The 12,039-nt window shown below is 48.9% G+C and carries 7 protein-coding genes; 4 read left to right on the top strand and 3 right to left on the bottom strand.

Going from position 1 to position 12,039, the window contains the following annotated elements:
- Positions 1–64: 64 nt before the first annotated feature.
- Positions 65–1,285 carry an aminotransferase class I/II-fold pyridoxal phosphate-dependent enzyme gene (locus OX890_RS14380; protein ID WP_268649437.1) on the bottom strand — a complete coding sequence of 407 codons (1,221 nt, stop codon included), beginning with the start codon at positions 1,283–1,285 and terminating at the stop codon, positions 65–67.
- 209 nt (positions 1,286–1,494) lie between these two features.
- Positions 1,495–2,547, bottom strand: a complete 1,053-nt coding sequence (gene bioB, locus OX890_RS14385) for a biotin synthase BioB (RefSeq protein WP_259573501.1) — start codon at positions 2,545–2,547, stop codon at positions 1,495–1,497.
- Positions 2,548–2,669: 122 nt separating this feature from the next.
- On the opposite strand from bioB, the gene bioA reads away from it, so the two are divergent.
- Positions 2,670–4,052, top strand: coding sequence for an adenosylmethionine--8-amino-7-oxononanoate transaminase (gene bioA, locus OX890_RS14390; protein WP_268649438.1), 1,383 nt, complete (start codon positions 2,670–2,672; stop codon positions 4,050–4,052).
- A gap of 56 nt (positions 4,053–4,108) precedes the next feature.
- Here the strand turns inward: bioA and OX890_RS14395 are convergent, their stop codons facing one another.
- Positions 4,109–7,549 carry a hybrid sensor histidine kinase/response regulator gene (locus OX890_RS14395; RefSeq protein WP_268649439.1) on the bottom strand — a complete coding sequence of 1,147 codons (3,441 nt, stop codon included), beginning with the start codon at positions 7,547–7,549 and terminating at the stop codon, positions 4,109–4,111.
- A 174-nt stretch (positions 7,550–7,723) separates the two neighbouring features.
- Here OX890_RS14395 and acs point away from each other — a divergent pair, with 174 nt between their 5' ends.
- The 3 genes from acs to OX890_RS14410 all read left to right on the top strand — a co-directional run bounded on the left by acs (position 7,724) and on the right by OX890_RS14410 (position 11,974).
- Positions 7,724–9,676: an acetate--CoA ligase gene (gene acs / locus OX890_RS14400; protein ID WP_011846554.1), complete on the top strand. Its 1,953-nt coding sequence runs from the start codon at positions 7,724–7,726 to the stop codon at positions 9,674–9,676.
- A 222-nt stretch (positions 9,677–9,898) separates the two neighbouring features.
- Positions 9,899–11,653, top strand: coding sequence for a DEAD/DEAH box helicase (locus OX890_RS14405; RefSeq protein WP_012587885.1), 1,755 nt, complete (start codon positions 9,899–9,901; stop codon positions 11,651–11,653).
- 60 nt (positions 11,654–11,713) lie between these two features.
- Positions 11,714–11,974, top strand: a complete 261-nt coding sequence (locus tag OX890_RS14410) for a GrxA family glutaredoxin (protein ID WP_006081259.1) — start codon at positions 11,714–11,716, stop codon at positions 11,972–11,974.
- Positions 11,975–12,039: the final 65 nt, after the last annotated feature.

The following is a 12,039-nucleotide window of genomic DNA, read 5'->3' on the forward strand; positions in this document are numbered from 1 at the left end:
TGCAGTTAACACTCAACCATAAAAACTTAAATTTCAATAGAATAACGCGTTCTATAGCGTACATTTATCTGTGATCATCCGTAGCTTGTCGTTCAGTCACAAGCGGCACACCGACGCGACTGAGCACTTGAGCTAATTGCGCAACACACGTTGCGATATCTTCCGCGGCGTGAGCTGCCGTTAAAGTAATACGTAAACGCGCTGAGCCCACAGGCACGGTCGGCGGGCGAATTGCGCCAACCCAAATCCCTGCAGCCCTTAACTCCTCGGCCACTTGCAATGTTTGCCGTGCATCACCAATGACCAGCGGCTGAATCGCGGTATCTGAACCTAAAAGGGGTACATTAGCCTCGCGGCATAACCGTTTGAATAGCGTAATATTCTCAAGCAGTTTTTGCTGTAACTCGGGATGTACTGTGCTGTACTGAGTCGCGGCTAAGGCTAGCGCCGCATTGGCGGGCGATAAAGCGGTCGAGTAAATATATTCGCGGGCGTTACTGACCAAAAAATCGATCAGCGCCTGACTCCCCAACACCGCCGCGCCTTGGCAACCTAAGGCTTTACCAAAGGTAACCACTTGCACATCGATAAGCTTGGCGGCCTCTGCATTGTGATAGCCATCGAGCACCGCAAAACCATGGGCATCATCAACAATCAACCAAGTATGATGTTGGCGACAAAGCGCCGATAACTCAGCAATCGGTGCGCAATCTCCGTCCATGCTAAACACGCTTTCAGTGATTAACGCCGATGTTTGATTTCGAGCGAGTAACCGCTCAGCGCTTTCTGAGGAATTGTGTAAAAAACGTTTCAGCTGCGCGCCACTATCTCGCAAACCATCAATAATGGAGGCATGTACGAGTTTGTCGGCAACCACAATATCGTGCTGATCAAACAGGGTTTTCATCAGCGCCGTATTAGCACTAAAGCCTGAGCAAAATAATAATGCCGCTTCATGTCCCGTTAAGGCGCAAAGTTCACGCTCCAGCGCCAAATGTGCGTCACTGTAACCTGTCACTAAGGGTGATGCGCCGCTGCCCACACCGTAGGTTTGCGCGCCAAGGTGCAAGGCCTCAGCGAGCTCAGGTACGCGGGATAAACCTAAATAATCATTACTGCTGAAATTGATATAGGCGCGACCTTCGAACACAAAGCGCGGGCTCGAAGTCGATGCGTTGGTATTAAGGGGGCGATCGACACTCAGCACTTTACGTTGTCGCAGTAATCCTTGCTCACGCAAAGCATGCTGACGGGCGGCAATTTTAGTCTCAAGCAAAGAACTCATCGATGTAGCCTCAAGCATGACTGTCTCAAATATGACTGTTTCAACAATGGTCTCAACAATGATTGCCCTATGAGTGTTCAATTTAAGACGGTTGCCTTAGAAATAGAGCACATTTAATAAGCCTGTCGGCCGCAGTCAAAACAGACTACGACTAACAGGATTGACCTGTTATTCAACGATGTGCGTCAAACAACATGAACTCAGTGTGCTTACAAAGCACCCGCGTCATAGAATTGTGCCGATGACTTATCTTGATAGGCCGCCGCTTTGGCTAATACAGCACTTTCTTCTTCCAGTTTTGCCGCTGCGCCCTGTTCTGGACGTAAACCTAAACGTCGGAATAGCCCCATATCATCGCTTTCTTCTGGGTTTGGCGTAGTCAGCAATTTGCAACCGTAGAAAATAGAGTTCGCGCCAGCAAAGAAACACATGGCCTGCAGTTCATCACTCATATTTTCGCGGCCTGCCGATAAACGCACGCGCGAAAGTGGCATTAAAATACGCGCTACAGCAATGGTACGCACAAACTCGAGTGGATCGAGATCGTCAAGCTTCTCAAATGGTGTGCCCGCCACTTTGACTAACATATTGATCGGGACTGAATCAGGGTGCTGCGGTAAATTGGCCAGCTGTTGCAGTAAGCCTGCGCGATCCGTCGACTTTTCACCCATGCCGACAATCCCGCCAGAGCACACTTTCATGCCTGAGGCGCGCACATTTGTCAGTGTATCTAAACGATTTTGATAGGTACGAGTGGTGATCACATCGCCGTAGTATTCAGGCGAGGTATCTAAATTGTGGTTGTAATAATCTAAGCCTGCGCTGGCTAAATCGTTCGCTTGATCTTCAGAAAGCATGCCGAGCGTCATACAAGTTTCCATGCCTAATGCTTTGACTTCTTGTACCATTTGCTTAAGGTACGGCATGTCTTTTTCTTTTGGGTTACGCCAAGCTGCGCCCATGCAGAAACGAGAAGCCCCCGCGGCTTTAGCGCTGCGAGCTTCGGTCAGCACAGTTTCCATTGCCAGCAAACGCTCTTTTTCTAGACCTGTGTCATAACGGGCGCTCTGCGGGCAGTATTTACAATCCTCAGGGCAAGCACCGGTTTTAATCGATAACAAGCGGCTAATTTGCACTTCATTGGGATCGTACACTTCACGGTGAATGCTGTGGGCTTTAAATAACAAATCATTCATCGGCAGCGCAAATAAGGCTTCGATTTCTTCCCGCTTCCAATCATGACGAACTTGCAACTGCGACATTGAACACCCTTTTTATTCTGTCTTTTATCTTGGCTAGGATAACCTCAGCCCTTAAACTGTCAACGCCAACCAGTGAATCCAGTTTACTAATGGCTACTTTACCACCAACTTAGTGAGCATTTATGCGCAATTTACTCGATTTTGATTTTGATAGCGCCCATATTTGGCATCCTTACACCTCAATGACCCGTTCTCTTCCTGTTTTTGGTGTACACAGCGCAAAGGGCTGCGAGCTCGAACTCGTCGATGGCCGCAAGCTAGTCGATGGCACTAGCTCATGGTGGGCCTGTGTGCACGGCTATGCGCATCCCGAGATCTTAACCGCAATGGAAAAACAGCTGCATCAGCTGAGCCATGTGATGTTTGGCGGTATCACCCATGAACCCGCCATTGAACTGTGCAAAAAACTTATTGCTATGACCTGCGAGCCGCTGACGAAAGTCTTTTTATGCGACTCTGGCTCTATCTCAGTGGAAGTGGCGATCAAAATGGCGCTGCAATATTGGCAAGGTCAGAGTTTGCAAGGTAAAAGTTTGCAAGGTCAGAGCTCGCAGGAGCAAGGCGCACATAAAGAGCGGCCGCTAAAACAACGCATTCTTACCGTTAAGAAGGGTTACCACGGCGATACCTTTGCCGCCATGAGCGTGTGCGATCCCGAAGGTGGCATGCACACTATGTTTGGCGATGCGCTTACGAAACAATCCTTTGTGCCTGCGCCACAAACCGCCTTTGGCGAAACCTTACAAGCCGATGATTTAACCGCTATGCGCAGCTTTTTAAGTGCAAATCACCATGATATTGCCGCTGTGATTATTGAGCCGATCATGCAAGGTGCTGGCGGGATGCGTTTTTACAGCGCGGATTATTTAGCGGGTATTCGCGCCCTGTGCGATGAATTTGATGTGTTGTTGATCTTAGATGAAATCGCTACTGGCTTTGGCCGTACAGGTAAGCTGTTTGCCTATGAACACGCCAATATCACTCCAGATATCTTATGTTTAGGTAAAGCGCTCACGGGCGGTTACATCAGCCTAGCGGCGACGCTGTGTACCGATAAAGTTGCCCAAGGAATCAGCCAATCTCCCGCTGGCGTGTTTATGCATGGGCCGACCTTTATGGGCAACCCGCTGGCCTGCGCGGCGGCATGTGCGAGCTTAGACTTAATCAATCGCAATGAATGGCAAGCGCAAGTCGCCGCTATCGAGCAGCAAATGCGCTTAGAACTTAAGGATGCAATTGATTTACCGAGTGTAAAAGACGTGCGAGTGCTCGGCGCTGTCGGGGTGTTAGAGATGCATGATCCCGTCAATACCGCTGAGCTACAGCAACAATTTGTTGATTTAGGGGTGTGGGTTCGCCCCTTCGCTAACCTTATCTATATCATGCCGCCCTATGTTATTAGCCCGGCGCAATTAAGCCAACTCACAGGTGCGATGAAGCTAGTCGCGGCAGGCATTAGTGCAACATCCACCAGTACCGAGCCACAACTTATCAGCCACGGTTAACCCTGGCTGGTGCTTTTTGGGTGAAGCTTATTTTACGAAAACTCATATTACTAAGCTTATTTCACTAAGCTGGAAATCAAGGCGCGCAGCGCGGCAGGTTTTATCATTTTCGCCATATAGTGATAGCCGCGGCGTTGCACATCTTCCACCAGCTCTTTACGGGTATTGGCGGTGATCAAAATGCCGGGCAAGTCTTTGCCATACAGGGCACGAATACCGTCCATCGCATCGACGCCATTTTGGCCATCATCTAAGTGATAATCGGCGAGGACAATATCGGGCGCGACGCCTTTCAGTCCCAGCTTAATGCGTGCATCGGATAAATCTTTTGCGCAAATAACCTCACATTGCCAACGACTTAATAGACTTTCTAAGCCCGCCAGAATCGCCTCTTCGTTGTCGATACACAGCACTTTGATACCCGATAACGGTTGTAACAGCGATGGCAAAGCCTTCACTTGCGGCTGACGTACAGTCTCCCCGAGCGGCACACAAATAGAGAATACCGAGCCGCGCCCTAAAAGGGACGAGACTTGAATACCGTGTTCCAGCACTTTACTGATGCGATCGGCAATTGCTAAACCTAAGCCTAATCCGCTGACATTGTTGCTCTTAGGATTATTCAGCCGTTTGAATTCTTTGAAAATCTCTTGGGTTTCTTTTTCATCGATACCACACCCCGTGTCTAATACTTGGATCTCAAGGTAATGACCCCGATGGCGACAACCAAACAAGACTCTGCCACCACGGGCGTAGCGGTAGGCATTGGTTAAAAAGTTTTGTAGGACTCGGCGTAACAGTGAAGGATCGGAATTAACGGTCGCACTGCATGGGATCATCTTAAAACGAATTTGGTTGTCCGCTGCCATCGCCTCAAACTCTACGGATAAGCCGTTGATCAGTTCTGAAATCGCAAAATCACGCCGATTAACATCTACCATGCCAGAATCGAGTTTAGAAATATCCAGCAGATCGGTGAGCAACTCGCCGGCGATCTTAAGCGAGCTGTTCACATGGGATAAGGTGGTTCTGGCCTCGCGATCTAAATTGGGATACTGAGATAAAGATGCGGTAAACAACCTTGCAGCATTCAGCGGTTGCATTAAATCATGACCAACGGCAGCTAAGAAGCGACTCTTAGAGGCGTTGGCTATTTCCTCCTGCGCTTTAGCTTCCAGTAACTCGCTGTTCAACATGGCTAATTCATAGGTACGTTCGTTAACGCGGCTTTCTAAGGTTTCATTGGCTTCGAGCAGCGCGCGCTCCTGCTCGCGATACTGAGTAATATCGGTAAAGGTCATCACAAAGCCACCGTCTGGCATGGGATTACCTTGAATTTTAATCACTTTACCGTCCCTGCGATGACGCTCAGAAGTATGCGGCGTGCCATTACGCATGTGCTGCACCCGCTGTTCAACCTGCTGTTCGATTTCCCCTTCACCGCAATAACCCCGCGCCGCATTAAAACGGATCACTTCGCTGATGGGCATACCCTGCTGCAAGAATCCATCGGGATATTGATACAGCTCCACATATTTATAATTCCAAGCTACTAGGTTGAGATCGTTATCTATCACGCTCATGCCTTCATAGGCGTGCTCAATCGCACCGCGCAGCATGTCTTGGCTGAGCATAATTTTGGATGATGCTTCATCCACTAGACTGAACACTTCATCCAGCGCCAAATCACGCCCTTGCAGCACAGAATCCATCACCAGCGCTGCGCTTGAGGCGCCGAGTACGCCCGCTAATAAACGTTCCGTGTGGAAAATCAGCTCTGGCGGCGCCGCTTTATGCCAACTATCACTTTTTACCGCATCAATAGAGAAACGGCTAAAACTCTCGTAGGCGCGTGTTGGGCTGACGAATCGACTGGCAAGAATAAGCAAATCCTGCTGTGAAATCGGGCCATTTTTCTTATTGGCGCTGTTTTTCAACTTGCCAGGACTGACAAAGGCACTGGCCTGAATACGCTCGGCCACACCCGCCCTAAACCAAATCGACCCCAAAATATAACAGGCGATATTGGCAAAAAGTGCCGTGAGCGCATCACGCACATTGGGCGTTATCGCATCTAGCAAGCCTTTCTCGCTCGCGACGCCAGACAAGAACACCGATGAACTTTGCACATCTGTCATGCCCTGCAACATGATGTAAAACCACAGCGTAAAGCCTACGCCGAGTCCTAAAAACACCCCAGCACGATTGCCGTGTTTCCAATAGAGACCGCCCACTAAGGCAGGCGCTAACTGAGCAAAAGCCCCGAAGGACAACATGCCTAGATGGGATAAGGAATCACTGTCGGCTAAGGCCAGATAACTGCCATAACCTAAGCCAAGAATGATCACGATCGCCAAACGGCGGGCATTAAGTAGTAGCTGCGAGAACTGACTGAAGTTTTTCTCACGGATATGGCCCGTCCGCAGCATCACGGGCACCAGCCATTCGTTACTCACCATCACACTAATAGTCACCACCGCCACTATCACCATGCCGGTTGCCGCCGAAAGTGTGCCCAGCAGCGCAATCACCGCCAGCAAAGGTTGGTCTAAAGCGAGTGGCAAATTAATCACATAGGTATCGGCCGACACTGAATCGCCGAGGATGATCTTCCCCGCCAAGGCGAGCGGCCCAACGAATAAACCAAAAAGCGCTAAATAGATAGGAAACAGCCAACGTCCTTTCGACAACACAGACTCATCGGCGCATTCCACCACCATCACATGGAACTGCCTTGGCATACACAAAAACGCCGCCATTCCGACAAGTAACTCAGGCATTAAAGCTTCGATACGGGGATTGGGATAATTGATCAGCGACTGCGCATTTGCCTGCTGCCAAATATCCCCAAAACCATCGAACACCCCAAAACTAATGACGACGCCGACCAATAAAAATGCGGCGAGCTTTACCAGAGACTCAAAGGCAATCGCGAGCATCATGCCGGGATTATGCTCGGTGGCATCGAGTTTGCGGGTACCAAATAAAATGGCAAATATGGCTAACAAAGACGTGATCAGTAACGGGATAGTCACGCCATCGAGGGGATCGTCTGCGGGTTGAAACAGGTTAAGGCTGAACACCATCGCCTTAAGCTGCAGGGCGATATAGGGCATGATGCCAAACAAGGCGATTAAGGTGACTAAGGCGGCTAAGGTTTGAGATTTGCCGTATCGGGCGGCAATAAAGTCGGCCACTGAGGTGATATTTTGTGCCTTAGACACTAATACCATCTTGCGTAACATGCCAAAACCTAAGGTGAAAATAAGAATGGGGCCGATAAAAATCGGTAAAAAAGACCAGAGATCCTTAGCCGATTGGCCGACTGTGCCTAAAAAACTCCACGAGGAACAGTAAACCGCTAAGCTCAGGCCATAAATACCGACCTGTAGCTTTTTGGTGATCCGGCTAAACCAACGCTCCGCCCCCCACGCTAATAGGAATAAAAGCGAGACATAACAGACGGCAATAACGGCGACGACTAAGGTTAAATTCATACTTTGCTCTTTTTTCTGATTATTGTGCGATAAAACCTGTCTAAAATCTAGCCGGATTTTTAATGCAACAGACTAAATATAAAGGAAAATTTAAAACTAGACCAAGGTCTAATGGAGTTGCCGCCCCCTTGCATACCATACTCAGTCCACGCAATTTTTCAAAAGGGAAGCCCTATGAGCTCGCAGTCTCTCTACAAAGTCTCCGGCAATATCGCTGCCAATGCACTTGTAAACAACGATAAATATAAAACAATGTACCAAGAGTCGATTGTCAATCCTGAAGGTTTCTGGAGAGAACACGGCAAGCGTATTGATTGGATAAAACCCTATACCAAAATTAAAAAAACCTCTTTTGATGATCATAACTTATCGATCAACTGGTTTTACGACGGCACCCTGAATGCTTCTGCCAACTGTTTAGATCGTCACTTAGCCGAGCACAGTGATCGCGTGGCGATTATTTGGGAAGGCGACAACGCCAGCGAACAACGCAAAATCACCTACGGTGAATTACATGCAGATGTGTGTAAATTCGCCAACGCATTACGCAGCCAAGGCGTGCGACGCGGTGACATAGTCACAATTTACATGCCTATGGTGCCAGAAGCCGCAGTGGCTATGCTTGCCTGTGCCCGTATTGGCGCGGTGCACTCTGTGGTCTTCGGTGGTTTCTCACCGGATTCTATCGCCTCTCGCGTCATTGATGGCAAATCAAAAGTCATTATTACCTCAGATGAAGGTATGCGCGGTGGCCGTGCTATCCCATTGAAACGCAACATCGATGATGCCTTAAAAAATCCTGATGTCACTACGGTTGAAAAAGTCATAGTGCTGAAGCGCACGGGTGGCAAAGTGGATTGGGTAGAAGGTCGTGATGTGTGGTGGCATTCACTGATGGAAACTGCATCTGAATACTGTCAACCAGAGGAAATGGACGCCGAAGCGCCGTTATTCCTGCTGTATACCTCAGGTTCAACCGGTAATCCCAAGGGCGTATTGCACACCACTGGTGGCTACATGGTTTATGCGTCTATGACCCATGAATATGTGTTCGACTACAAAGCGGGCGAAGTGTACTGGTGTACCGCCGATGTGGGTTGGATCACAGGCCACTCTTATATGGTTTACGGCCCACTCGCCAATGGTGCGACTGTGCTTATCCATGAAGGCGTACCGAATCATCCAAGCCCTGCCCGTTTAGGCGAAATGATTGACCGCCATAAAGTGAGCATTCTTTACACAGCGCCAACCTTAATTCGCGCGCTGATGGCCGAAGGTAAGCAACACTTCGATAAGTTCGATGGTAGCAGCTTGAGGATCATGGGCTCAGTAGGCGAACCCATCAACCCAGAAGCATGGCGTTGGTACCATGAGGTCATAGGTCATGAACATTGCCCTATCGTCGATACTTGGTGGCAAACTGAAACTGGCGGTATTTTGATCACGCCGCTACCAGGGGCGACCGACACTAAACCTGGTTCAGCGACCCGTCCGTTCTTTGGCGTTCAACCTGCCTTAGTCGATAACATGGGTAACATTTTAGAGGGTGAGAACGAAGGTAACTTAGTGTTACTCGACTCTTGGCCTGGCCAAATGCGGACTGTGTATGGCGACCACGAACGATTCGTACTGACCTACTTTAAAACTTTCCGCGGCATGTATTTTACCGGTGACGGTGCCCGCCGCGATGAAGATGGTTACTACTGGATAACAGGCCGAGTCGATGACGTAATCAACGTATCCGGCCATAGATTAGGTACGGCAGAGGTCGAAAGTGCGCTGGTATCACATGAACTGGTTGCCGAGGCAGCAGTAGTTGGCTACCCACACGATATTAAAGGCCAAGGTATTTATGCGTATGTCACGCTAACCCGCGGCACTGAAGAAACCGAAGAGCTACGTCAAGAGCTGCGTCAATGGGTTCGTAAAGAAATTGGTGCGCTGGCAACCCCAGATCTCATCCAATGGGCGACGGGCTTACCTAAGACACGTTCGGGCAAGATCATGCGCCGCTTCCTGCGTAAGATTGCCGCTAACGAAGTGACCAACTTAGGGGATGCATCAACCTTGGCCGATCCAGCTGTGATCGAGACCTTGATTGAATCACGCTTAAATCGTACAGAGTAATATCCTAGTCACGAATAACGTCCACAACGCTTAGTCTATGCCCAATAGGCTAAGCGTAACCTGAACCTCCCTTTTTAAACCTCAGGTTAATAGTGAACCCTGTTGAGAGAGTGTGTGTGATTGCTCCTTTCTCTAGCTTGCCCCTCCAACCAGGGGCATTTTTTTTACCTGTTATGTTAAGCTTGCAGCCTCACTTTTATTCAGCATAGATTTTTTATCAGCGTGTCAGTCAAACTCAGAGACTATCAACAGCAAGCGGTTAATGCCGCCATCGCCCATTTTAGGCAAAGCCAAGCTTCCGCCGTACTCGTATTGCCCACAGGCGCCGGCAAAAGCATAGTGATCGCCGAACTGGCGCGCATCGCCAAAGGCAGAGTCTTAGTACTCACCCACGTGAAAGAATTAGTCGCGCAAAATGCTGAGAAAGTCGGCCTACTCACTGCACAAGCCAGTATCTATGCAGCGGGACTAAATCAAAAAGCCACTGAGGGGAAAACCGTCGTTGCCAGTATTCAATCGGCGGCGCGGGGGTTAACCCAGTTCGATCAGCCGTTCTCGTTAGTGATTATTGATGAATGCCACAGAGTCAGCCTTGAGAAAACCAGCCAGTATCAGCAAGTGCTCAATCATTTACGCACGAAAAATCCCCAACTAAGATTGCTCGGTCTCACCGCCACACCCTATCGCCTTGGCACTGGCTGGATTTACCAGCAGCACTACCATGGTAAAGTGGGTTCGCCCGAACATGCTGTGTTCGAACATTGTGTGTTCGAGCTGCCCATCAGGCCACTCATTAAACAAGGTTACCTCACAGCACCAACCCTGTTTGATGGCCTCAGTGCCCAGTACGATTTCAGCCAACTTAAAGCCAACGAGAATGGTGAATATGCCGAAGCTGAGGTTAACGATTTGCTGGGGCATTACGGCCGCGCGACCACAGCGATAGTGAAACAGCTCATTGAACTGAGCCAACATAGAAAAGGCATTATCATCTTTGCGGCAACGGTGCGCCACGCCAATGAGATTTTTGGCCTACTCAACCAAGTTCACACTGCACAGAGCGCCATAATCACGGCACAAACGCACGACAATGAACGTGACGCGACAATCGAACGTTTTAAAGCCCAAGAGCTCAAGTTTTTAGTCAACGTGGCAGTGTTGACGACAGGCTTCGACGCGCCCCATGTGGATTTGATTGCGATTTTGCGCCCAACCGCCTCAGTCAGTCTATTTCAACAAATGATCGGCCGTGGGTTGCGAATCGCTGAAGGCAAAAAAGATTGTCTTATCATCGACTATGCTGCCAATGGTTATGACTTGTATTTCCCCGAGGTCGGCCAAGCTAAACCCAACAGTAAATCGGTACCCGTGCAAGTGCATTGCCCAGTATGTGATTTTGCCAATATTTTCTGGGGACTCACGGACGACGATGGCGACATCATCGAACACTTTGGTCGCCGTTGTCAGGGCATAGTCGAACAGCATGGTAAAAAGCAGCAGTGCGACTTTCGATTTAGATCTAAATCTTGCCCTGATTGCGGTGAAGAGAATGATATTGCCGCGCGCATTTGCCAGCACTGCCAATCGACTCTCATCGATCCCGATAAACGCCTGCGGCAAGTGCTCAGTCAGCAGCACCATCATTTGTTCCGCTGCCAACATATGACGCTCATCGACGATGACGGTAATCTGAAAGTGCAATACCTCGATATCGACGGCAATGAATTTAATCGCCGCTTTAAATTGCAAACTCCGGCACAGTGGCGAGCCCTCTATGCCTTATTCATCTTTCCCCATAGCCGAATGCCGGGATTAAAACCGAAAAAGTACACTAAGGTGACAGAGTTAATCAGCGACGCGGATAAATTCCGCATGCCCGATCTCTTGCTACTGAAGAAACATAAAAAAGGCTGGGATCTGCTCGAAAGCTATTTTGATTATCAAGGCCGCTATCAAACTGAAAATAAACTCGGCTGACATTATCAATTCACTTAGGCCTATGGTATAAAACGACTAAAGTAATCCTAAGGAGCTATTATGTTCGTTGTTATTTTTGGCCGTCCAGGCTGTCCTTATTGCGTTCGTGCTGTGCAATTATCTGAGCAACTCGTTGAAAAACGTGATGACTTTAAGTTCAGATATGTCGATATCCACGCAGAAGGCATCTCTAAAGCAGATTTAGAGAAAACTGTTGGTAAGCCAGTTGAAACAGTACCGCAGATTTTCGTCGACGAGAAACACGTCGGTGGCTGCACAGATTTCGAACAATATGTTCGCGAAAACAATCTGTTAGATTAAGCTCTACACATATGTGACCCGCTTAATGCAAAAGGAGACCTAAGGTCTCCTTTTTAGTTTTTATC

This window comes from Shewanella sp. DAU305 (genome assembly GCF_026802235.1).
GTDB lineage: Bacteria > Pseudomonadota > Gammaproteobacteria > Enterobacterales > Shewanellaceae > Shewanella > Shewanella baltica.

Excerpts from the sequence above, each read along its gene's own strand:
- OX890_RS14380 (WP_268649437.1), bottom strand. The coding sequence starts at position 1,285 with ATGAGTTCTTTGCTTGAGACTAAAATTGCCGCCCGTCAGCATGCTTTG.
- bioB (WP_259573501.1), bottom strand. The coding sequence starts at position 2,547 with ATGTCGCAGTTGCAAGTTCGTCATGATTGGAAGCGGGAAGAAATCGAA.
- bioA (WP_268649438.1), top strand. The coding sequence starts at position 2,670 with ATGCGCAATTTACTCGATTTTGATTTTGATAGCGCCCATATTTGGCAT.
- OX890_RS14395 (WP_268649439.1), bottom strand. The coding sequence starts at position 7,549 with ATGAATTTAACCTTAGTCGTCGCCGTTATTGCCGTCTGTTATGTCTCG.
- acs (WP_011846554.1), top strand. The coding sequence starts at position 7,724 with ATGAGCTCGCAGTCTCTCTACAAAGTCTCCGGCAATATCGCTGCCAAT.
- OX890_RS14410 (WP_006081259.1), top strand. The coding sequence starts at position 11,714 with ATGTTCGTTGTTATTTTTGGCCGTCCAGGCTGTCCTTATTGCGTTCGT.